Annotated in this window: 22 protein-coding genes; 6 read left to right on the top strand and 16 right to left on the bottom strand. The window is 59.9% G+C overall.

All coding sequences use genetic code 11. From position 1 onward, the window contains the following. Window positions 1-101: 101 nt before the first annotated feature. A complete protein-coding gene (locus M1D68_RS03000) occupies window positions 102-2189 on the bottom strand; it encodes a mechanosensitive ion channel family protein (protein WP_457969234.1) in 2088 nt (695 codons plus the stop codon). Between the two features lie 313 nt (window positions 2190-2502). Between M1D68_RS03000 and M1D68_RS02995 the strand changes: the two genes are divergently transcribed. The 4 genes from M1D68_RS02995 to M1D68_RS02980 are packed head-to-tail and all read left to right on the top strand — an operon-like array spanning window position 2503 to window position 6527. Beyond that, a complete protein-coding gene (locus M1D68_RS02995) occupies window positions 2503-3429 on the top strand; it encodes a DUF72 domain-containing protein (RefSeq protein ID WP_420767538.1) in 927 nt (308 codons plus the stop codon). Further along, window positions 3426-4244, top strand: coding sequence for an endonuclease/exonuclease/phosphatase family protein (locus tag M1D68_RS02990; protein ID WP_420767537.1), 819 nt, complete (start codon window positions 3426-3428; stop codon window positions 4242-4244). Before M1D68_RS02995 ends, M1D68_RS02990 begins: the two co-directional genes overlap by 4 nt. Further along, window positions 4241-5539, top strand: a complete 1299-nt coding sequence (gene clsB / locus M1D68_RS02985; RefSeq protein ID WP_420767536.1) for a cardiolipin synthase ClsB — start codon at window positions 4241-4243, stop codon at window positions 5537-5539. Before M1D68_RS02990 ends, clsB begins: the two co-directional genes overlap by 4 nt. Further along, window positions 5526-6527 carry a lysylphosphatidylglycerol synthase domain-containing protein gene (locus M1D68_RS02980; RefSeq protein ID WP_420767535.1) on the top strand — a complete coding sequence of 334 codons (1002 nt, stop codon included), beginning with the start codon at window positions 5526-5528 and terminating at the stop codon, window positions 6525-6527. Before clsB ends, M1D68_RS02980 begins: the two co-directional genes overlap by 14 nt. Window positions 6528-6571: 44 nt before the next feature. Here the strand turns inward: M1D68_RS02980 and M1D68_RS02975 are convergent, their stop codons facing one another. The 3 genes from M1D68_RS02975 to M1D68_RS02965 form a co-directional block, all read right to left on the bottom strand. Beyond that, a complete protein-coding gene (locus M1D68_RS02975) occupies window positions 6572-7330 on the bottom strand; it encodes an alpha/beta hydrolase family protein (RefSeq protein WP_305498458.1) in 759 nt (252 codons plus the stop codon). Continuing rightward, a complete protein-coding gene (locus tag M1D68_RS02970; RefSeq protein WP_420767534.1) occupies window positions 7320-8429 on the bottom strand; it encodes a DUF3182 family protein in 1110 nt (369 codons plus the stop codon). The genes M1D68_RS02975 and M1D68_RS02970 overlap by 11 nt, the downstream gene beginning before the upstream one ends. A gap of 190 nt (window positions 8430-8619) precedes the next feature. After that, the gene (locus M1D68_RS02965) at window positions 8620-9615 is read right to left on the bottom strand and encodes a GlxA family transcriptional regulator (RefSeq protein ID WP_457969232.1); all 996 of its coding nucleotides are present in this window, start codon (window positions 9613-9615) and stop codon (window positions 8620-8622) included. 98 nt (window positions 9616-9713) lie between these two features. On the opposite strand from M1D68_RS02965, the gene M1D68_RS02960 reads away from it, so the two are divergent. Next, on the top strand, window positions 9714-10271 hold the full coding sequence (locus M1D68_RS02960) for a cysteine hydrolase family protein (protein ID WP_420767532.1): 558 nt from the start codon (window positions 9714-9716) through the stop codon (window positions 10269-10271). A 91-nt stretch (window positions 10272-10362) separates the two neighbouring features. Here the strand turns inward: M1D68_RS02960 and M1D68_RS02955 are convergent, their stop codons facing one another. Both M1D68_RS02955 and M1D68_RS02950 read right to left on the bottom strand, forming a co-directional pair. Further along, window positions 10363-10878, bottom strand: a complete 516-nt coding sequence (locus tag M1D68_RS02955) for a single-stranded DNA-binding protein (RefSeq protein WP_024778338.1) — start codon at window positions 10876-10878, stop codon at window positions 10363-10365. A 9-nt stretch (window positions 10879-10887) separates the two neighbouring features. After that, window positions 10888-12285: an MFS transporter gene (locus M1D68_RS02950; RefSeq protein WP_434609258.1), complete on the bottom strand. Its 1398-nt coding sequence runs from the start codon at window positions 12283-12285 to the stop codon at window positions 10888-10890. 168 nt (window positions 12286-12453) lie between these two features. Between M1D68_RS02950 and uvrA the strand changes: the two genes are divergently transcribed. Then, on the top strand, window positions 12454-15288 hold the full coding sequence (uvrA, locus tag M1D68_RS02945; protein ID WP_420767530.1) for an excinuclease ABC subunit UvrA: 2835 nt from the start codon (window positions 12454-12456) through the stop codon (window positions 15286-15288). Between the two features lie 79 nt (window positions 15289-15367). On the opposite strand, the gene bfr is transcribed toward uvrA, so the two are convergent. The 10 genes from bfr to rplO all read right to left on the bottom strand — a co-directional run bounded on the left by bfr (window position 15368) and on the right by rplO (window position 22592). Beyond that, complete coding sequence (gene bfr / locus M1D68_RS02940; RefSeq protein WP_420767529.1) at window positions 15368-15832, bottom strand: bacterioferritin; 465 nt, start codon at window positions 15830-15832, stop codon at window positions 15368-15370. A 158-nt stretch (window positions 15833-15990) separates the two neighbouring features. Next, entirely contained in the window at window positions 15991-17439 is a 1449-nt protein-coding gene (locus M1D68_RS02935) for a catalase (protein ID WP_457969229.1), read from the bottom strand. Between the two features lie 240 nt (window positions 17440-17679). Next, on the bottom strand, window positions 17680-18066 hold the full coding sequence (gene rplQ, locus M1D68_RS02930; RefSeq protein WP_003176402.1) for a 50S ribosomal protein L17: 387 nt from the start codon (window positions 18064-18066) through the stop codon (window positions 17680-17682). Window positions 18067-18108: 42 nt separating this feature from the next. Further along, window positions 18109-19110 carry a DNA-directed RNA polymerase subunit alpha gene (locus M1D68_RS02925; RefSeq protein ID WP_420767527.1) on the bottom strand — a complete coding sequence of 334 codons (1002 nt, stop codon included), beginning with the start codon at window positions 19108-19110 and terminating at the stop codon, window positions 18109-18111. A 22-nt stretch (window positions 19111-19132) separates the two neighbouring features. Then, window positions 19133-19753, bottom strand: coding sequence for a 30S ribosomal protein S4 (gene rpsD / locus M1D68_RS02920; RefSeq protein WP_003176404.1), 621 nt, complete (start codon window positions 19751-19753; stop codon window positions 19133-19135). A gap of 18 nt (window positions 19754-19771) precedes the next feature. Further along, the gene (gene rpsK / locus M1D68_RS02915) at window positions 19772-20161 is read right to left on the bottom strand and encodes a 30S ribosomal protein S11 (RefSeq protein WP_002555466.1); all 390 of its coding nucleotides are present in this window, start codon (window positions 20159-20161) and stop codon (window positions 19772-19774) included. 30 nt (window positions 20162-20191) lie between these two features. After that, window positions 20192-20548, bottom strand: a complete 357-nt coding sequence (rpsM, locus tag M1D68_RS02910; RefSeq protein ID WP_009045849.1) for a 30S ribosomal protein S13 — start codon at window positions 20546-20548, stop codon at window positions 20192-20194. Window positions 20549-20678: 130 nt separating this feature from the next. Beyond that, window positions 20679-20795 (bottom strand): 50S ribosomal protein L36, encoded by a 117-nt coding sequence (gene rpmJ, locus M1D68_RS02905; protein WP_002555468.1) that lies wholly within the window; start codon window positions 20793-20795, stop codon window positions 20679-20681. 30 nt (window positions 20796-20825) lie between these two features. Then, a complete protein-coding gene (gene secY, locus M1D68_RS02900) occupies window positions 20826-22154 on the bottom strand; it encodes a preprotein translocase subunit SecY (protein WP_018612224.1) in 1329 nt (442 codons plus the stop codon). Then, window positions 22155-22592: a 50S ribosomal protein L15 gene (gene rplO, locus M1D68_RS02895; RefSeq protein ID WP_003186032.1), complete on the bottom strand. Its 438-nt coding sequence runs from the start codon at window positions 22590-22592 to the stop codon at window positions 22155-22157. It abuts the gene before it with no gap. Window positions 22593-22594 lie beyond the last annotated feature (2 nt).

The following is a 22594-nucleotide window of genomic DNA, read 5'->3' as shown; positions in this document are numbered from 1 at the left end:
GCAAGCTCGCTCCCACAGGGGCTGTCCAATCACCACAAACCTACTGTGGGAGCGAGCCTGCTCGCGATGGAGCCATAAGCCCCACCACAAACCTGAAGTAATCATTGAGCTTGATCAGCCTGCTCGCCCCCTGCCTTCGGCTCCTCAACCAAGCGCTTCGGCAACACCACCTGCTGTGGATAAGTCTGCGCGAAGTGCACCGACGGCTCGTTATCCACAAGCTTTTTCAACCGCTGGTTGAACGCCCGGCTCACGGCATATTGTCCGCCCGAGACCGTGCGGAACTGGGCGGTGAGGACCACGCCGTTGAGGTCCATCTTGTCCACGCCGAATACATCCAGCGGCCCTTGCAGGTTGAACTTGAGAAATGGGTCCTCGGAGATCGAATCGCCGGCTTCGCGGATCAGCTCGATGGCGCGGTCCACGTCGGTGTCGTAGGTGAACTGCACCGAGAAAAACGCAAAGGCGAATTGCCGGGATTGGTTGGTCACGGCCTTGATCTGCCCGAACGGCACCGAATGCACGAAGCCCTTGCCGTCGCGCAGGCGCAGGGTGCGGATGGTCAGGCCTTCGACGGTGCCGGCATGGCCGGAGCTGAGCACCACCCAGTCGCCAATGGACAGTGTGTCCTCAATGATGATGAACAGCCCGGTGATCACGTCCTGTACCAATTGTTGCGATCCAAAACCAATCGCCAGCCCCACCACGCCGGCCCCCGCGAGCAATGGCGCGACGTTGATGCCGAGATTGGCCATGGTGGTGATCGCGCAAATCACCACCAGGATTATTTTCGACGCGTTGCGCAACAGCGGCAGGATGGTCTTGACCCGCGTGCTGGGCTGGCGAGCGCCGCGCTTGTTGAGCGGTGGTTTCAGTGCTTCCTGGATCGCCGTGTCGAGCACTACCCACGTCAACCACGTCACCAGGAAGATCAAGCCAATGCGGCTCAGGGAATCACTGATCGCCCGCCCCACGGCATTGCGCGAGGCGAACTCGAACAGCGACACGCCCCAGATCCGCCCGAGGATCTCAATGAATGCCACGGCCATGACGATGCGCAACAATCCATGCAACAGGCTCAACAGCCGCCCTTTGTAGGCGCTGTGGCGCTGGATGGCCTCGGCTTTGGGTGATTTGAAGACGTGCTGGAACACGGTGCTGAGGAACACCGTCGCGATCAGCAAAATGGTGGTGAGCAAGGCGCAACGCAGGGCCTTCTGGTTGTCCTCGCCGACACCGACCAGGCTCACCGCCGACACCAGCACCATCAGCAGGATCGGCCAGTACCAAAGGCCGGAAAAGATCCGCAGCGACTCCTGCAATGCGGGTTGCTTCAAGCGCTGGGTCAGCGACCGGTTGCGGATCAGATGGGCCACCGGCCGGCGCATGTGGATCACCAGCCAACCGAAGATCATCGAAGCCGACAGGCCGGTGAACACCGCGACGCTGCTGGTGATGTTGCCACCCAACTGTCGAGCGATCTGCGGGCTGGTCAAGGCATCGCTCAGCGCGGCCAGGAAGCCGATCAGGAACAACGGCCGCGGGCTGAAACGACGAAGGATCGCCACTGCTCGCCGCTTGTGGCCGCCATTGAACATGACGATGACGCAGAGCAGCACCGATGTGGAAACAATGCCGCTGCTGGTGGCGTAGGCGAAACACAACGCCAACGCCCGGCCGACCGACACTTGCAGGAAATGGCTGACATAGAGGGTCAGCGGCAGACAGGCCACGGCCGGTAACGTGTAAGGCAGCAGGTAGCCGAGCAGGTCCAGCATCCGTTGGCGAGTGCGCAGCCAGCGGCGCCGACTCAAACGGCGCATCAGCAATCGCGCGCTGCTCCATATCAGCGCAAACGTCCCCAGCCACACGCCCGAAAGCAACAGGAAATCCCCCGCCACACGCCACGACGAGCGGGACGTCTGATCCACCAGGCGATCCACCTCGTCCGCCGCACGATCCGCCCGCAGACGCCACGCGCCCACCAGGCTGCGGTCAAGGTCGAGCTTGTCCTGGACGTCGTCGATGCTCGAGCTGATGGCCCCCAACAGGCCCCCCTGTACCAGCGGCTCGGGTTCGGCCGGGGCTTCGGCGGGCTTGGAGGTGCCGGGGATCGCAGCGGTCCCGTAGGCGCTGGTGCCGGCCATGGCCAGCAGGAAAAGCAGCAACACAGTGCTCAATCGGGACAAGACGCAGGGCTCCTTCACGCAGGATCGGTAAGGAACTGATCAACAACGGGCCGGCAAGTTCGCTCGGAAGGCCAATACAAAACCCGTGGCGAGGGAGCTTGCTCCCGCTGGGGCGCGTCGCGGCCCTGAAACCTGGATACTCGTCACGTCAGAATGAATGCATGGGCCTGCTGCGCAGGCCAGCGGGAGCAAGCTCCCTCGCCACAAAACCTGCTCAGCCCCTTCCGTCGGTAAGGCCATCGAAACTTTCCAGCCCGCCCAGCGGTCATCAAAAGACACAGGCGGTACGAGGTCATTGGCACGGGAGGGATACATGACGGCGATCCACATTGGCATTTCCGGTTGGCGCTACACGCCTTGGCGGGGCGACTTCTACCCCAAGGGGCTGGCGCAGAAACGGGAACTGCAATTCGCCTCTCGAGCGGTCAACAGCATCGAAATCAATGGATCGTTCTACGCCCTGCAACGTCCCGAGCGGTATGCCCAGTGGTACGCCGAGACGCCGCCAGGCTTCGTGTTCAGCGTCAAGGCGCCGCGCTTCATCACCCATGTCAAACGCCTGCGGGATATCCACAAGCCATTGGCGAATTTCTTCGCTTCCGGGGTGCTGGAGCTCAAGGAAAAACTCGGCGCCATCCTCTGGCAGTTTCCGCCCAACTTCAAATTCGACCCGGAGCTGTTCGAGGACTTCCTCAAGCAGCTGCCCCACGACACCCACGCCGCCGCCGCGCTGGCACGCGAGCACGAGTCGCGCCTGGACGGCCACGCCAGCACCGAGACCGATAAAAAGCGACCATTGCGCCACGCGGTGGAGATCCGACATGAAAGCTTCGTCGACCCACGCTTCGTCGCCCTGCTCAAACGCTACGACGTCGCCTTGGTGGTCGCCGATACCGCCGGAAAATGGCCCTATCGCGAGGACGTGACCAGTGACTTCGTCTACCTGCGCCTGCACGGCGCCGAAGAGCTGTACGCCAGCGGCTATACCGACGAGGCGCTCAAGCGTTGGGGCGACCGGATCGAGGCCTGGAGCCACGGCACGCAGCCGAGCGACGCCCAGTTGATCGATCCGAAAAAAAAGCCTCGGGCACGCAAGAGCCGAGAGGTGTTCTGCTATTTCGACAACGACATCAAGGTCCGCGCGCCCTACGACGCGCGCCACCTGCTGGAGCGCTTCGACCTGGACAAGCACCTCGCCACCGCTCCCGGTGAGCGCCCGGCAGAAGGAGTATTGCCATGAGCACGCCAGAATCCAGCGAAGCCACCCGCGAGCCGTTGCAGGACGCCGCGCAGCGCTTGCTCGACCAGGTCAATCGATTCACGGTGCTGACGGTCAATACGCACAAGGGCTTCACCGCGTTGAACCGGCGTTTCATCCTGCCGGAACTGCGCGAAGCCGTGCGCAGCGTTTCCGCCGACGTGGTGTTCCTGCAAGAAGTGCATGGCACCCACGAGCACCATCCCCAGCGCTACAGCAACTGGCCGAGCATTCCCCAATACGAATTCCTCGCCGACACCCTCTGGCCGCAGTTCGCCTACGGGCGCAACGCGGTGTATCCGGCGGGCGACCATGGCAACGCGTTGCTGTCGAAATTCCAGATCATCCGCCACGACAACCTCGACGTGTCCATCAGCGGCCATGAAAGCCGCGGCATGCTGCACAGCGTATTGCGCCTGCCGAACGCTGAGGGTGGACGGGACGTGCACGCCATTTGCGTCCACCTGGGGCTGCGTGAAGGCCATCGCGTAGAACAATTGAAGTTGCTTTGCCAACGCCTGGGCGAGCTGCCGCCCGAGGCCCCAGTGATCGTCGCGGGGGATTTCAACGATTGGCGCGGCAAGGCCACTGACCTGCTCGAGCCCTGCGGTTTGCGGGAGGTGTTCGCTGAACAGTGGGGCAAACCGGCCCGAAGTTTTCCGGCACGCCTGCCGATTTTGCGCCTGGACCGGATCTATGTGCGCAACCTCAAGGCCCATCACGCCCAGGTACTGAATGTACGACCCTGGTCGCACCTTTCCGACCACGCACCGCTGTCGGTGGAGATTGAATTATGAGCGCGACGATGAACAAGGCGACGGTGGAAAAGGTCGAGGTACCGCCCACCGAGCGCAACCCGGCGCTGGCCGACGTCGAATATGGCTGGCATGGCAACAACCGCGTCACGCTCCTGGAAAACGGAGAGGAGTATTTCCCACGTGTCTTCGAGGCGATTCGCCGTGCCCAGGAAGAAGTTCTCCTGGAGACTTTCATTCTGTTCGAGGACAAGGTCGGCTTCGAACTGCGGGACATATTGGTGGACGCGGCCAAGCGCGGCGTACGCATCACCGTCAACCTCGACGGTTTTGGTTGCGGTGAGCTGAGCACTGCGTTTCTCGCGTCGTTGAGCGATGCCGGAGTACGCCTGCAGATGTTCGACCCTGCCCCACGGCACCTGGGCATCCGCACCAACTGGTTCCGCCGCCTGCACCGCAAGATCGTGGTAGTGGATGGCGTGATCGCATTCATCGGCGGGATCAACTTTTCCGCTGACCACCTGGGCGATTTCGGCCCCGAGGCCAAGCAGGATTATTCGGTGGAGATCAAAGGCCCGGCGGTGGTGGATATCCATCACTTCGCGCTGCTGCAAACCGGGCGTCCGGCCCGGGCCAAGTATTGGTGGCAACGTCGCCGCAGCCGCCGTACCGAGCTGGCATTCAATGATCATGACGGTCAGGTGCGCCTGGTTTATCGCGATAACCACGAGCATCAGACCGACATCGAGGAGGTCTACCTTCAAGTGCTGCGCAGCGCCCAGCGCCGGGTAGTGATCGCCAACGCCTATTTCTTCCCCGGCTATCGGTTGCTGCGTGAGCTGCGCAACGCCGCGCGACGCGGCGTCGAGGTGCGGCTGATCCTGCAAGGGCAACCGGACATGATGATCGCCAAGCTCGCGGCGCGGATGCTTTATGACCATTTGATCAAGGCCGGCGTGACGATCTACGAATATTGCGAGCGCCCGCTGCATGGCAAGGTCGCCCTGGTGGACGAGGACTGGGCCACCGTGGGTTCGAGCAACCTCGACCCGCTGAGCCTGTCGCTGAACCTGGAAGCCAACGTGCTGATCCGCGACCGCGGCTTCAACCGCGAGCTGTTCGAGCGTCTCGAACACCTGAGCCGCAATCACTGCACCGTCATGCCAGAAAACCACGCCCCGCGCGGGCTGCTCTGGCGCATGACTATCGGTTTCATGGTGTTCCACTTCCTGCGTCATTTTCCGGCCTGGGCCGGATGGCTGCCGGCCCATAAACCACGTCTGAAACCTTTCTCACCGCCGACGGCGGTCCGGAGCGAACCCCATGAACCACTCTGACGCGCACACCGCGCCGAGAGATGCCCATGCGCCGGAACAGGCCAAGCCCAAGTCCCGCTGGAGCCGCTGGAAACGCCCGCTGACCCTGGCTTTTTTCCTGCTGTTGATTGTGCTGTTCACCGCATTGGCTCGGCGCATCGACTGGTCCGAGGTTTTCACCACACTGGCGGACTTCAAGCTGCGCACGCTTTTCATTGCCGCCGCCCTGACCATCACCAGTTTCGTCACCTACGCCTGCTTCGATCTGATCGGCCGTACCTACATCCGGCAGAAACTTGGGTGGCGGCAGATCCTCCCGGTGGGGGTGATCAGTTATGCGTTCAATCTCAACCTCAGCGCCTGGGTGGGTGGCATCGCCATGCGCTACCGACTTTATTCGCGGCTGGGGGTGAGCACGGGCAATATCGCCAAGATCCTGGGCTTGAGCCTGGCAACCAACTGGTTCGGTTATATGACCCTGGCCGGCGTGGTGTTCAGCAGCGGCCTGGTGACCATGCCTCCAGGCTGGAAGCTGAGCAGCAATGCACTGCAAGGCGTCGGGGCGCTGTTGTTGCTGGCAAGCGCCGGCTACCTGCTGGCCTGCCGCTTTTCAAAACGCCGCGCCTGGACGGTTCGCGGGATGGAGATCAACCTGCCTTCCCTGCGCATGGCCGTGCTGCAACTGGCGCTCGGGGCGTTGAACTGGTCGCTGATGGCGGCGGTGATCTTTACGTTGCTGCCGAGCAAACTGGATTACCCGGTGGTGCTCGGGGTGTTGCTGATCAGCAGTATCGCCGGGGTGATCACTCACATTCCCGCTGGGCTCGGCGTGCTGGAAGCGGTGTTCGTCGCGCTGCTGCAGCATGAGGTGTCGCGGGGCAGCTTGATCGCGGGGCTGATTGCCTACCGGGCGATCTATTTCATCCTGCCGTTGTTGATCACGGTGGTGATGTACCTGGTGATCGAGGCGAAGGCCAAGGCGTTGCGGGTCAAGCCTGGGGTCAAGTGATGCGGTGCCTGATCCGACGAACAGGCCCGCCTGGACACTTATGTCTACCGCTCCTGAATGATGCTCAACCGCTCGCCCACCACCATCTCCGTGATCCAGCTCACCAGGATCGAGGTGTAGGCCTGTTGTGACACGGGGTCGCTCAGGGAATGGTCGGCGCCGTCGATGATCCGGTGGGTCAGCGAATGGGTCTGCTGACAGGCGGCGCGGTAGCTCATGATGGTGGCATGGGGCACATGATCGTCGGTCTCGGACTCCACCAGCAGCACATCGCCTGTGAACTGCGAGCACGCGTGCAAGGCGCGATTGGTGTCGGCATGGACGAGCGTGCTGCGATAATCGAGCAGGTCGGCTTTATCCAGGTCGCGCTTGGGCGTGTGCCATTGCTCGTCGCGATAAAGTGCCGGCACGCGCAAGGCGAGCCAACGCACCGGACGCAACGAGGTCAGGATCGAGGCCAGGTAGCCACCGTAGCTGGTGCCAACCACGGCTATCGCCGAGGTATCGAGGGCGGGATGGGCGAGCAATCGGTCGTAGGCCGCCAGCAGGTCCCGCAGATTGTCCTCCCGCGTGACCCGTGACAGCGGGATCCCGGCGCCCCCCGTATGCCCGCGCAAGTCGAACGTCAGGCAGACACAGCCCAGGCCGGCGATGCCCTTGGCCCGCTCCAGGTCGCGCTCCTGGCTGCCGCCCCAACCGTGTACGAACAACACGCCGGGGACCTTCGACTTGGGGCTGAGGAAGGTCCCGTTCATATGCTCATCGTCAATGGCAATCTGGATGGTTTCGCTTCTAGCCGTCATAGGATTGGACCGTTACGTATTTGAGTAGGAAATCACCATTCTCTGCCGCGCCGCGATAAACCTCCGTAGCGCCGGCCGGCAGTGGTTGGTCGGTGTAGGTCTCAACCGAGGACACCCGAACCGCGCGGGTCGCGGGATCCTCGACAAACACCTGCAATGCCGCGAGCTCCGCGCTGCTGGCGCCGCCCATTCGCCACGACTGCTCCAGCACGCCGCCGCGAAATTGGCCACCGGTGTCGGTCCCTTGGGCAATGTCGTAGTTGCGCCGCGAAGCAAAGAACGTGGGATACGCCTGGTTGGCAGCGTCATCGAACACCTGCGCCAACCGCACCGCTTCGCGTACATCGTCCGGCAATTCCAGGCCGAGCAACTCGATGTAGCCACCCTGAGCCACCAGAAGGTCAGAGCCGCCGTAGACCTCTTCGCCTTGGTTGTCGCGGGTCAGGTGCTGGACGCCGCAATAGCTCAGGACCTTGCCGTTGATAAAGCTCTGGCCCACGCTCTGGGTCTTGACCTCATTGAGGTTCTGCTCCAGCACGATCCCCTCGCTGAATAACGCCTGGGCGTCTGGAGCCGCGACGATTTCATCGAATTGCGCGATGCTGCGGATAACCCGCTGACCCCGTCCGGCACAAGCATGGATTGGCTTGAAGCGAATCGGCCCGGCGTAGAGCAAATGCTCGGCGGCTTGGCGCGCATCCTTGAGCGAGAAGACGCTGACACCATCAAGCACGACGCCACGGGTCAACTTGCCGAACAGCGGTGACCAGCCCTTCGGCGCGACCGCGTCCTTATTCAACAGACCATGGGCAATCGCCTTGGTGCAGATGAAATCGTGATCGACATAGCCGCCCCAAAGATCGTCCGGTCCCTTGACGCCCAGACGCAACGCGGCCTCTGGACCTATCAGAGTTTGCGTAGGCAACAGATACAAATCCCGCTCGGCGTGTTGCTGGCTGTCGTAACTGCCGCCGTATTCCAAGCCAAGGATATTCGCCAACCAGCGGGCCAGGGCCCTATTGGTTTCGACTTCATGCAGGGGTGCCTGGGGATTGACCGAGTGGGCCACCACTAATTTGTCACGAGGGATCGACGTCATGCGTTGTCCTTTTAACTGCGCTCAATAGCCGTAGCTATAAGGATTGCAGAGATCAGGCCAACGGCTCGGCAGGGGACGAACGGTCGAGGAAACGGGGGGATGGGCGAATAATGTGGCACGGGGCCTGTTTCATTCTGCACGACTGCAAGCGGCCGTCCGGCAATTTGCACGACCGCTGCGCACATCCCCGTCAGCCTCTGGGTGCGTTCTGAGGGGTCACGCCAAATTTCGCCCGGTAGTCACTCGGCGCTAAGCCGGTGATTTTCTTGAAAGTCGCTCGAAAGGCAGAAGGGTCCTGATAGCCGACGGTCCAGGCGATGTGATCGATGGTGCCGTTGGTGAATTCCAGCATTTCCCGAGCCTTGCCAACTCGCAGGTGCTGGCAGTATTCGGTGGGCTTGAGGCCCGTGGCCGCACGGAACCTGCGCAGGAAGGTGCGCTCTTCCAGTCCCGCCTGTTCGGCCATCGCGCCAAGGGAAACATCCACCGCGCCGCTGCGTTGCAGCCAGTGTTGCACCTTCAGGATCGCACCGTCGCCATGCCCCAGGATTGGCGCGAAATTGCTGCCGCACTGGCTCGCGCTGTCGCTGTGCTCGATCACCAGGAACTGCGCGGTGCGTGTGGCGATGCTTGGCCCGAGCAGACGATCCACCAGCCGCAGCCCAAGCTCCGCCCAGGCCATGAGCCCGGCGGTGGTGATCAGATCGCCGTCGTCCACAATGGGTTTATCGGCGTCCAGCTTGATCTTGGGATAACGCGCCGCGAAGGTCGTGGCTGAAGTCCAATGGGTGGTCGCGCTGCGCCCATCCAGCAAACCGCTTTCGGCCAGCAGGATCGAGCCGACGCAAACCCCGCCCAAAACGGTGCCGCCTGCGTGCTGCGTCCGTAGCCAATCCATCAGTGTCGGCGTCGCGATAGCTTCATCGAAGCCGGCAATAGAGGGCGGTATCAACAAGGCGATCAAGGGCGCGTGCGGACCGGCATCGCTGGCAAACACCCGCGACGGCACTTCGCCGTTCGCCGTTTGCCAGTGACTTACGCGCAGCCGTGGCAATTGCACACTGGCCTGCTCCGCCGCGATGGCATCCGCCACCGCAAACAGGTCGGTCAAACCGTGCATCGCCGCCATTTGCGCGCCGGGGTAGATCAGCACGCCGAGTTCGACGAATGCCCTTTCCTGCGCCATTGTCAGTTTTCCCTCGCTTATTGTCGTTGCGGCCAATCGTCGAATCCCGGACAAACGCCAATACTGGCGCCACATCCTGATTAAACGAGGAAGACCCCATGTCCAAGCAAGCGCTCATCGTAGTCGATATCCAGAATGACTACTTCCCCCAAGGGAAATGGCCTCTGGCCGGCGCCGAAGCAGCCGCCGATAACGCCGCCAGGTTGATCGAGGCGTTTCGCCAGGCCGCAAACCAGGTGATTCACATCCGCCACGAATTCACTTCCGACCAGGCCCCTTTCTTCACGCCAGGCTCCGAAGGCGCGCAGTTGCACCCCAAGGTAACCAACCGCGCCGACGAACCGGTGGTGCTCAAACACTTCGTCAATGCGTTTCGCGAAACCGAGCTGCAAGCGACACTCGAGCATCACGGTATCGAACGGCTGGTGGTCGTGGGTAGCATGAGCCACATGTGCATCGACGGCATTACGCGGGCGGCCGCTGACATGGGTTATGAGGTGACGGTGGTCCACGACGCCTGCGCCAGCCGCGACCTGGAATTCAATGGGCTTGTCGTCCCTGCTGCCCATGTCCATGCCGCGTTCATGTCAGCGCTGGGGTTTGCCTATGCGAAGGTGGTGAGTACGGAACAACTACTGGCTGTCGAAAAGCCCTAGCCAACTCTCAGGCAGAAAAAAACCGCGCCTCGGGAACCGAAGCGCGGTTTTGTTTTAGCTTGGAGCTTGGGGCTTGATGCTCAGAGCTGCCTCAGAACGGAATATCGTCATCGAAGCTGTCGAAATCCGGTGCCGGCTGCGGCGCGGCCTGTTGTGGGGCCGGGCGCTCGCGTTGTGGCTGTGGCGCTGACTGCGGACGAGGGGCTTGCTGGCGCGGGGCGGACTGCTGGTAGTTGTTGCCACCCTGCTGCTGGTCGCCTTGCGGACGGCCACCAAGCAATTGCATGGTGCCTTGCATGTCGACCACGATTTCAGTGGTGTAGCGCTTGATGCCGTCCTTTTCCCACTCGCGGGTCTGCAGCTTGCCTTCGATGTACACCTGCGAACCCTTGCGCAGGTATTCGCCGGCGATCTCGGCCACTTTGCCGAACATCGACACGCGGTGCCATTCGGTCTTCTCGACCTTCTGGCCGGTCTGCTTGTCGGTCCATTGTTCGCTGGTCGCCAGGCTCAGGTTGGTCACGGCGTTGCCGTTAGGCAGGTAACGAACTTCTGGATCCTGGCCGCAAGTACCGACCAATATGACTTTGTTAACCCCACGGGCCATAACGTTCTCCTAGGCTTCGCACGCTGCCGGGGCCGGGTTGTTCACCAGGCGCTCGAGCGTCGCACGATCCAATAATTCGGTGTCCAGTTTGATGTATACGGCCGCCTCGTCGGCGACCACCACTGCATCGGTTACTCCAACGACGGCCCTGAGGCGCTCGGCCAGGCCTGCTTCGCGAATGGCTTCGGGCGACAACGGCAAGCGCAGGCTCGTCACATACGGAGGTTCGCGCATGGTAACAGCAAAGGCCAACCAAAGTGCAGCCAGCGCGGCGCAACCCAGGAACACAACCGACAAACCGCCATGCTGGAACAGCCAGCCGCCGAGAATCCCGCCCAACGCCGAACCGAGGAATTGGCTGGTGGAATACACCCCCATCGCCGTGCCCTTGCCGCCCGCCGGTGAAACCTTGCTGATCAGCGACGGTAACGACGCCTCCAGCAGATTGAACGCGGTAAAGAAAACCACGGTGCCGATCACCAGGGCCCGCAGGCTGTCGCCGAACTGCCAGAAGAATAGCTCAGTGAGCATGAGGGTCACGACGGCGCCGAGTAAAACTCGTTTCATTTTGCGTCGCTTCTCGCCATAGATGATGAACGGGACCATGGCGAAGAACGAAATAACCAGTGCCGTCAGGTAGACCCACCAATGCTGCTCCTTGGGCAGGCCGGCCTTTTGCACAAGTGCCAGCGGCAGGGCCACGAAGCTGGACATCAGCATGGCGTGGAGGACGAAGATGCCCAGGTCCAGGCGCAGCAGGTCGGGATGTCTGAGTGTCGGCACCAGCGCCTGGCGGGCCACGCCGGATTCGCGGTGCTGCAAGGGCCCGGTAGAGCGCGGCACGAAGACCGCGACGATGAGGATACCGACCAATGCCATGGCACCGGTTGCCAGAAACAGGCCCGATAAGCCAAAGGCACGCGTCACCAACGGTCCTACAACCATGGCGACCGCGAACGACAGACCAATCGTCATGCCGATCATGGCCATGGCTTTTGTCCGATGCTGTTCCCGAGTCAGGTCTGACAGCAAGGCCATGACGGCGGCGGAAATCGCCCCCGCCCCTTGCAGGATCCGTCCGGCGATCACGCCCCAGATCGAATCCGCGTTCGCCGCCAGCACACTGCCGAGGGCAAACACGATGAGCCCCAGGTAAATGACGGGACGTCGCCCGATACGGTCGGAAATAATGCCGAAGGGAATCTGGAAAATGGCCTGGGTCAGGCCATAGGCGCCGATCGCCAACCCTATGAGGGCCGGGGTCGCGCCCGCCAGGTCCATGCCATAGGTCGCCAGTACCGGCAACACCATGAACATGCCCAGCATGCGGAAGGCGAACACCAGGGCCAGACCGCTTGCCGCGCGGGTCTCGCCGCTACTCATGCGTTCGCTGTGGGGATCGTGCATGGAAAAACCTCGTGTGAACCGGCGGGGATTCTACCAGTCCCATCGATTGAGGGGGTATATGGCGACCGTTTGCCGCGCAGTCTTCATGTATGACACTTGATAGTGTGTATCCATCCAGTGTTTACCCGTATACTCCTACGTTTTCGACGCCCGCCGAGCGAGGCCACTTTGGACAAGATCCTGATTCGTGGGGCCCGTACCCACAACCTGAAGAACATCGACCTGACCCTGCCCCGGGACAAGCTGATCGTCATCACCGGCCTGTCCGGATCCGGTAAATCATCCCTGGCCTTCGATACCTTGTACGCCGAAGGCCAGCGACGCTATGTCGAATCGCTGTCGGCGTATGCCCGGCAGTTCTTGTCGATGATGGAAAAACCCGACGTCGACACCATCGAAGGCCTGTCGCCGGCGATCTCCATCGAGCAGAAATCGACCTCCCACAACCCGAGGTCGACGGTAGGCACCATTACCGAGATCTACGACTACCTGCGCCTGCTGTATGCGCGTGTCGGCATGCCCCGCTGCCCCGACCACGACATCCCGCTGGAAGCCCAGACCGTCAGCCAGATGGTCGACCTGGTGCTGGCCCAACCCGAAGGCAGCAAGTTGATGCTCCTGGCGCCGGTCATACGCGAGCGCAAGGGCGAACACCTTATGGTGTTCGAAGAACTGCGCGCTCAAGGCTTCGTACGTGCCCGGGTCAACGGCAAGCTGTGCGAGCTGGACGAACTGCCGAAGCTGGATAAACAGAAGAAGCACTCGATCGACGTGGTAGTGGACCGTTTCAAGGTCCGGGGCGACCTGCAACAGCGCCTCGCCGAATCCTTCGAGACGGCCCTGAAACTGGCGGACGGCATAGCGTTGGTTGCGCCGATGGACGACGAACCCGGCGAAGAGATCATCTTTTCCGCGCGCTTTGCCTGCCCGATCTGTGGCCACGCCATCAGCGAGCTGGAGCCCAAGCTGTTCTCGTTCAACAACCCGGCCGGCGCTTGCCCGACCTGCGACGGTCTGGGGGTCAAGCAGTTCTTCGACACCAAGCGTTTGGTCAATGGCGAACTGACCCTGGCCGAGGGCGCGATTCGCGGCTGGGACAGGCGTAACGTCTATTACTTCCAGATGCTCGGGTCGCTGGCGGCTCACTATAAGTTCAGCCTGGACAAACCCTTCAACGAACTGCCCGCCGAACAGCAGAAGTTCATCCTGCAAGGCAGCGGCTCGCAAAACGTCGACTTCAAATACCTGAACGACCGTGGCGATATCGTCAAGCGCTCCCACCCGTTCGAAGGCATCGTACCCAACCTGGAGCGGCGCTACCGCGAGACCGAGTCGGCCAGCGTGCGTGAGGAACTGGCCAAGTTCCTCAGCACCCAGCCCTGTCCGGACTGCCGCGGCACCCGTTTGCGCCGGGAGGCGCGGCACGTGTGGGTCGGCGAGAAAACCTTGCCGGCGGTGACCAGCCTGCCGATCGGCGATGCGACCGATTATTTCGGTGGGCTCAAGCTGACGGGCCGTCGGGGCGAAATCGCCGACAAGATCCTCAAGGAAATCCGCGAGCGCTTGCAGTTCCTCGTGAACGTAGGCCTGGACTACCTGACCCTCGACCGCAGCGCTGACACGCTGTCTGGTGGCGAGGCCCAGCGTATCCGCCTCGCCAGCCAGATCGGCGCCGGCCTGGTGGGCGTCATGTACATCCTCGACGAACCGTCCATTGGCCTGCATCAGCGGGACAACGACCGCTTGCTCGGAACGCTGAAACACCTGCGGGACATTGGCAACACAGTCATCGTGGTCGAGCACGATGAGGACGCTATCCGCCTGGCCGACTATGTAGTGGACATCGGTCCCGGCGCGGGCGTGCACGGCGGCCACATTGTCGCCCAAGGGACGGCGGCCGAGGTCATGGCGCACCCTGACTCGTTGACCGGCAAGTACCTGTCTGGCCGAGTGAAGATCAAGGTGCCGGCCAAACGTACGCCGCGTAACAAGAAGTTGTCGCTGACCCTCAAGGGCGCCCGCGGCAACAACTTGCGCAATGTCGACCTGGAAATTCCCATTGGTCTGCTGACCTGCGTCACCGGCGTATCCGGCTCCGGCAAGTCGACGTTGATCAACAACACGCTGTTCCCGCTGAGCGCCACGGCCTTGAACGGTGCCACGACCCTGGAAGCCGCCGCCCACGACAGCATCAAGGGCCTCGAGCATCTCGATAAAGTCGTTGACATCGACCAGAGCCCGATTGGCCGGACGCCACGTTCCAACCCCGCGACATACACCGGATTGTTCACACCGATCCGTGAGCTGTTCGCCGGCGTACCGGAATCGCGCTCACGGGGCTACGGGCCAGGCCGGTTCTCGTTCAACGTCAAGGGCGGACGCTGCGAAGCCTGCCAGGGCGATGGCTTGATCAAGGTGGAAATGCACTTCCTGCCCGATATCTACGTGCCGTGCGACGTATGCAAGAGCAAGCGCTACAACCGGGAAACACTGGAGATCAAGTACAAGGGCAAGAACATCCACGAAACCCTGGAGATGACCATCGAAGAGGCCCGGGTCTTCTTCGACGCGGTGCCGGCATTGGCGCGCAAGCTCCAGACATTGATGGATGTAGGCCTTTCGTACATCAAGCTCGGGCAATCGGCGACGACCTTGTCCGGTGGGGAGGCCCAACGGGTGAAGCTATCCCGCGAGCTGTCCAAGCGCGATACCGGCAAGACCCTGTATATCCTCGACGAGCCGACCACCGGTCTGCATTTCGCCGATATCCAGCAGTTGCTCGACGTGCTCCACCGCCTGCGCGATCACGGCAACACCGTGGTGGTTATCGAGCACAACCTGGACGTGATCAAGACCGCTGACTGGCTGGTGGACCTGGGGCCGGAGGGCGGATCCAAGGGCGGACAGATCATCGCGGTAGGTACGCCGGAACAAGTGGCGGAAATGAAGCAGTCCCACACTGGGCACTACCTCAAGCCATTGCTGGAGCGTGACCGGGACTGATTGGCCCGGACACGAAAAAGCCCCTGGCATCTCATCGATGCCAGGGGCTTTTCGCTTTCCAGAGAGAGCCTGCCTACGATCAATATTGCGATTGCAGGTAATTCTCCAACCCGATCAGCTTGATCAGGCCCAACTGTTTTTCCAGCCAGTAAGTGTGATCTTCTTCGGTGTCGTTGAGCTGCACACGTAAGATCTCGCGAGTTACATAGTCGTTGTGCTGCTCGCACAGCTCGATACCTTTACACAAAGCAGCGCGAACCTTGTACTCCAAACGCAAGTCGGCAGCGAGCATGTCAGGCACGGTAGTGCCGATGTCCAGGTCGTCCGGACGCATGCGTGGCGTGCCTTCAAGCATCAGGATCCGGCGCATCAGCGCATCGGCGTGCTGAGCCTCTTCTTCCATCTCATGGTTGATACGTTCGTAGAGCTCGGTAAAACCCCAATCCTCGTACATCCGCGAATGGATGAAATATTGATCACGGGCCGCCAGTTCGCCGGTCAGCAACGTGTTGAGGTAATCGATTACGTCTGGGTGACCTTGCATCGCCCTACATCTCCACAAGCTTTGAAAGGCTCTAGTTTGAACCAAGCTGACTGCAAGGTCACTCGCCCAGCGCAACAAAAGCGAAGAAAATCTAAGAAAAGAGCGCTAAATAACGCAAAACCCGCCCAAATGAGGGCGGTTCTGCTTCTCGTTTAGACTTAGTTAAGCTGTACGCCCAACGCCCTCGCGATACCCTCTCCGTAAGCAGGGTCTGCCTTGAAGAAATGCTGCAGTTGGCGATCAATCACGTCAGCCGACACGCCTGCCATTGCACCGGCGATATTGCTGATCAACAGCGCCTTCTGTTCCTCGTTCATCAAGCGGAACAGCGCACCTGCATGGCTGTAGTAGTCGGTGTCCTCGCGATGATCATAACGATCCGCTGCACCGCTGAGGGCCAGTGCCGGTTCCGCATAACGCGGGGCTTGCTTCGGCGCCTCCACGTAACTGTTGGGCTCATAGTTTGGCGCTGCGCCGCCGTTACTGCCAAAAGCCATGGAACCGTCGCGCTGGTAGGTATTGACCGGGCTGCGCGGAGCATTCACCGGCAGTTGCTGGTGGTTGGTACCTACGCGGTAGCGGTGAGCATCGGCGTAGGCGAATACACGGCCCTGCAACATGCGATCAGGCGAAAGACCCACGCCCGGCACCATGTTGCTCGGCCCGAACGCCGCTTGCTCCACTTCGGCAAAGTAGTTCAAGGGATTACGATTCAGCTCGAGTTCGCCGACTTCGATCAGCGGGAATTCCTTCTGCGACCAGGTCTTGGTCACGTCGAACGGATTCTCGTAATGGGCTGCAGCCTGGGCTTCGCTCATGATTTGGATGCAGACGCTCCATTTTGGAAAGTCACCGCGCTCAATCGCATTGAACAGGTCACGCTGGGCGTAATCCGGATCGGTGCCCGCCAGGCGCGCGGCTTCGGCCGGCGCGAGATTCTTGATGCCTTGCTTGGTCTTGTAGTGCCATTTAACCCAGTGACGTTCGCCTTGGCCATTGATCAGGCTGTAGGTGTGACTGCCGAAGCCGTGCATATGACGGTAGCCGTCAGGAATGCCCCGATCGGAAAACAGAATGGTGACCTGGTGCAGCGCCTCTGGGGAATGCGACCAGAAATCCCACATCATCTGGGCACTCTTGAGGTTGCTTTGCGGCAAGCGTTTCTGAGTGTGGATGAAGTCTGGGAATTTCAGCGGGTCGCGGATGAAGAACACCGGGGTGTTGTTGCCAACGATGTCCCAGTTACCTTCTTCTGTGTAGAACTTAAGGGCGAAGCCTCGAGGATCGCGCTCGGTATCCGCAGAACCGCGCTCGCCGCCCACGGTAGAGAAGCGAAGGAACGTAGGCGTCTGCTTACCGACCGATTCGAACAGCTTGGCGCTGGTGTATTGGGTAATGTCACGCGTTACGGTAAACGTACCGTATGCGCCCGACCCTTTAGCGTGCACGCGACGCTCGGGAATATTTTCGCGGTTGAAATGAGCAAGCTTCTCGATCAGGTGGAAATCATCGAGCAGCAGCGGGCCACGAGGACCTGCGGAGCGAGAGTTCTGGTTATCGGCGGCGGGGGCGCCGCTAGCGGTCGTAAGCGTTTTGATCTGGCTCATGCTCAATTCTTCCTAGGTCGGTCTTCGGACTGCCGGCTAATCGGCTGGTGAGGAGTATTGATCAACAAGATGAGCGCCACAAATTTATTAAATTGTGCGCTTCAATAGAAATTATCTAACAACAACCCCAACGCCATATAGTGGCGTTTGCGACCCAAGCAAGCTTGTATGAATAAGCTTTTTTCTTGCGAGCACAAAAAACCGGGCACTGGGCCCGGTTCTTCGTTGCAGACTGTCGTCTTACTCGGCGCTTACAGCTTCGCCAGCAGTAGCACGATCGACCAACTCGACGTACGCCATAGGCGCGTTGTCGCCAGCGCGGAAACCGCACTTGAGGATGCGCAGGTAGCCACCCTCACGGGTAGCGTAACGCTTGCCCAGGTCGTTGAAGAGCTTACCAACGATGGCTTTCGAACGAGTACGGTCGAAGGCCAGGCGGCGGTTAGCCAGGCTGTCTGTCTTGGCCAGAGTGATCAGCGGCTCGGCAACGCGGCGCAGTTCTTTGGCTTTCGGCAGTGTAGTTTTGATCAGCTCGTGCTCGAACAGCGACACCGCCATGTTCTGGAACATGGCCTTGCGGTGCGAGCTGGTGCGGCTCAGGTGACGACCACTTTTACGATGACGCATGGTTCATTCCTTACCAAACACAACGTTCGGTGATTACGACGATCAGGCAGTCGCCTTGTCGTCCTTCTTAAGACTTGCAGGCGGCCAGTTGTCGAGGCGCATGCCGAGGGACAGACCGCGGGAGGCCAGAACGTCCTTGATTTCAGTCAAGGATTTCTTGCCAAGGTTCGGAGTCTTCAACAGCTCTACTTCGGTACGCTGAATCAGGTCGCCGATGTAGTAGATGTTTTCCGCCTTAAGGCAGTTAGCCGAACGTACAGTCAGTTCCAGATCGTCAACCGGGCGAAGCAGGATCGGATCGATCTCGTCTTCCTGCTCGATAGCCTCAGGCACGATGTCACCCTTGAGGTCGACGAACGCAGCCAACTGCTGTTGCAGAATGGTTGCAGCGCGGCGGATTGCCTCTTCAGGATCCAGGGTACCGTTGGTTTCCAGATCAATAACCAGCTTGTCCAGGTTGGTACGCTGTTCGACACGGGCGTTTTCCACCACGTATGCGATACGGCGAACCGGGCTGAACGAAGAGTCAAGCTGCAAGCGACCAATGCTGCGGCTTTCGTCTTCATCGCTCTGACGCGAGTCTGCCGGTTCATAACCACGACCACGAGCTACGGTGAGCTTCATGTTCAGGGCGCCGTTAGACGCCAGGTTAGCGATTACGTGATCGGGGTTAACGATCTCGACATCATGATCCAGCTGAATATCGGCAGCGGTAACCACCCCCGAACCCTTCTTCGACAAGGTCAGCGTAACTTCGTCACGACCGTGCAGCTTGATAGCCAGACCTTTAAGGTTCAACAGGATTTCAATTACGTCTTCCTGTACACCTTCGATGGCGCTGTACTCATGGAGCACACCGTCAATCTCGGCCTCGACTACTGCACAGCCGGGCATTGAGGACAACAGGATGCGGCGCAGCGCGTTGCCCAGGGTGTGGCCGAAACCACGCTCGAGAGGCTCGAGTGTGATCTTGGCGCGGGTTGGACTGACAACCTGCACATCAATATGGCGGGGTGTCAGGAACTCATTTACCGAAATCTGCATGGATGCACCTATTTTCTAGCCCTTACTTGGAGTAGAGCTCGACAATCAGGCTTTCGTTGATGTCGGCGGACAGATCACTGCGAGCAGGAACGTTCTTGAAAACGCCCGACTTCTTCTCAGTGTCTACTTCTACCCATTCTACGCGGCCACGTTGGGCACACAGATCGAGAGCTTGGACAATGCGAAGTTGGTTCTTTGCTTTCTCGCGAACAGCAACCACGTCACCAGCACGAACCTGGTAGGACGGAACGTTCACGGTCTGGCCGTTAACGCTGATCGACTTGTGCGATACCAGCTGACGGGATTCGGCACGAGTAGAACCGAAACCCATACGGTATACAACGTTGTCCAGGCGGCATTCGAGCAGCTGCAACAGGTTTTCGCCGGTTGCGCCTTTCTTGCCAGCAGCTTCTTTGTAGTAGCCGCTGAATTGACGCTCGAGAACGCCGTAGATACGACGGACCTTCTGCTTTTCACGCAGTTGGGTGCCGTAGTCGGACTGGCGACCGCGGCGTTGGCCGTGGATACCAGGTGCTGCTTCGATGTTGCACTTCGATTCGATCGCGCGCACGCCGCTCTTCAGGAAGAGATCGGTGCCTTCGCGACGAGCGAGTTTGCATTTTGGACCAATGTAACGAGCCATTCTTTACAATCTCCTGGATTACACGCGGCGCTTCTTCGGCGGACGGCACCCGTTGTGCGGGATTGGCGTCACGTCGGTGATGCTGGCGATCTTGTAGCCACAGCCGTTCAAAGCGCGGACTGCGGATTCACGACCTGGACCTGGACCTTTGACGTTGACGTCGAGGTTTTTCAGGCCGTATTCCAGCGCAGCTTGACCAGCACGCTCAGCAGCTACTTGAGCAGCGAACGGGGTGGACTTGCGGGAACCGCGGAAACCCGAACCACCGGAGGTAGCCCAGGAAAGAGCGTTACCTTGACGGTCGGTAATGGTCACGATGGTGTTGTTAAAAGAAGCATGGATGTGGGCGATGCCATCAACCACTGTCTTTTTAACTTTTTTACGAGGACGAGCAGCAGGTTTTGCCATGATTAAATTCCTGTCGATTCGCTGGGGCGATTACTTGCGGATCGGCTTACGCGGACCTTTACGGGTACGCGCGTTGGTCTTGGTACGCTGACCGCGTACTGGCAGACCACGACGATGACGCAGACCGCGATAGCAACCGAGGTCCATCAAGCGCTTGATTTTCATGTTGATTTCGCGACGCAGGTCACCTTCAGTAGTGAACTTCGCCACTTCGCCACGCAGCTGTTCAATTTGCTCGTCGCTCAGATCCTTGATCTTTGCGGCTGGGTTGACCCCAGTCTCTGCACAAATTTTCTGTGCAGTAGTGCGACCAACACCATAGATGTAGGTCAGCGAGATAACAGTATGCTTGTTATCTGGAATGTTAACGCCTGCAATACGGGCCATTCAGTGGGACTCCAATTGACAGCTACCTACGCCCCGGAAGCCAAGAAATAGGGCGCGAGATAATATCGCTGTAATAACAAATAATCAACCCGGCAGCGCACTAGCTGCCGGGCTTAAAGCACAATCACACTCAGCCTTGGCGCTGTTTGTGACGCGGTTCCGCGCTGCAAATTACCCGAACAACACCTTCGCGGCGAATAATCTTGCAGTTGCGGCACAGCTTTTTCACCGATGCACGAACTTTCATCACCAACTCCTCGAACCTTATGGACGCTACTCAGCGCAACATGCCGCTGCCGTAGCCCTTCAGGTTGGCTTTCTTCATCAGGGATTCGTACTGGTGCGAAACGAGGTGCGATTGTACTTGGGACATGAAGTCCATCACAACCACGACCACGATCAGCAACGAGGTCCCGCCAAGGTAGAACGGAACGTTTGCCGCAACCACCAGGAACTGGGGAAGCAAGCAGACGGCCGTCATGTAAAGAGCACCGAACAAGGTCAAACGAGTCAGAACGCCATCAATGTAGCGCGCAGACTGCTCACCAGGACGGATACCCGGAATAAAGGCACCGGACTTCTTCAGGTTTTCCGCTACGTCTTTCGGATTGAACATCAACGCCGTATAGAAGAAGCAGAAGAAAATAATCCCTGCACTAAACAGCAGAATATTCAACGGCTGACCAGGAGCGATCGACTGCGAGATGTCCTGCAACCAGCCCATACCTTCAGACTGGCCGAACCAGGCACCCAACGAAGCCGGGAACAGCAAGATGCTGCTCGCGAAAATGGCCGGGATAACACCGGCCATGTTCACCTTCAACGGCAAGTGGCTGGTCTGCGCAGCAAAAACCTTACGGCCCTGCTGACGCTTGGCGTAGTGAACAGCAATACGACGCTGACCACGCTCGATGAACACCACGAAACCGATAATCGCTACTGCCAGCAAACCGATGGCAACCAGAGCAAAGATGTTGATATCGCCCTGACGCGCAGACTCGAAAGACTGCCCGATCGCTCTCGGAAGACCGGCGACGATACCTGCGAAGATCAACATCGAGATACCGTTGCCAACACCACGCTCAGTAATCTGCTCACCCAGCCACATCATGAACATCGCGCCCGCCACAAAAGTGGTTACCGCGACGAAATGGAAGCCAAAGTCACCAGTGAACGCTACGCCCTGCCCCGCCAGACCGATGGACATGCCAACGGCCTGGACGAGAGCGAGGACGACAGTGAGGTAGCGGGTGTACTGGCTGATCTTGCGACGGCCAGCTTCACCTTCCTTCTTCAACTGCTCCAACTGCGGACTGACAGCGGACATCAGCTGCATGATGATCGATGCCGAAATGTACGGCATGATCCCCAGTGCAAAGATGCTCATCCGCTCCAGCGCGCCGCCGGAAAACATGTTGAACAAGCTAAGAATGGTCCCCTCATTCTGTCGAAACAGGTCCGCGAGTCGGTCCGGGTTGATACCTGGAACCGGGATGTGTGCGCCTATTCGGTAGACGATAATCGCCAGGAACAGAAAACGCAGACGAGCCCAGAGTTCAGACATACCGCCTTTGCCGAGCGCAGAGAGAGCACCTTGCTTAGCCATTTATTCCTCGAACTTGCCGCCAGCTGCTTCGATAGCCGCACGCGCACCTTTGGTGGCGCCGATTCCCTTTCCGATGGTGACAGCACGAGCAACTTCGCCCGACAGCATGATTTTCACACGCTGTACGTTCTGGTTGATCACGTTGGCATCCTTCAGGGACTGCACGGTGACGATGTCGCCGTCCACTTTGGCCAGCTCGGACAGACGCACTTCAGCGCGGTCCATGGCTTTCAGGGAAACGAAACCGAACTTCGGCAGGCGACGATGCAGCGGCTGTTGACCGCCTTCAAAGCCTGGAGCGATGGTGCCACCGGAGCGGGAGGTCTGACCTTTGTGGCCACGGCCACCGGTCTTGCCCAAACCACTACCGATACCACGGCCCGGACGATGCTTTTCGCGACGGGAACCCGGCGCTGGACTCAGATCATTGAGTTTCATCG

It is taken from the genome of Pseudomonas sp. R4-84 (assembly GCF_054130985.1).
This window is presented reverse-complemented; position numbering and strand designations above follow the sequence as displayed.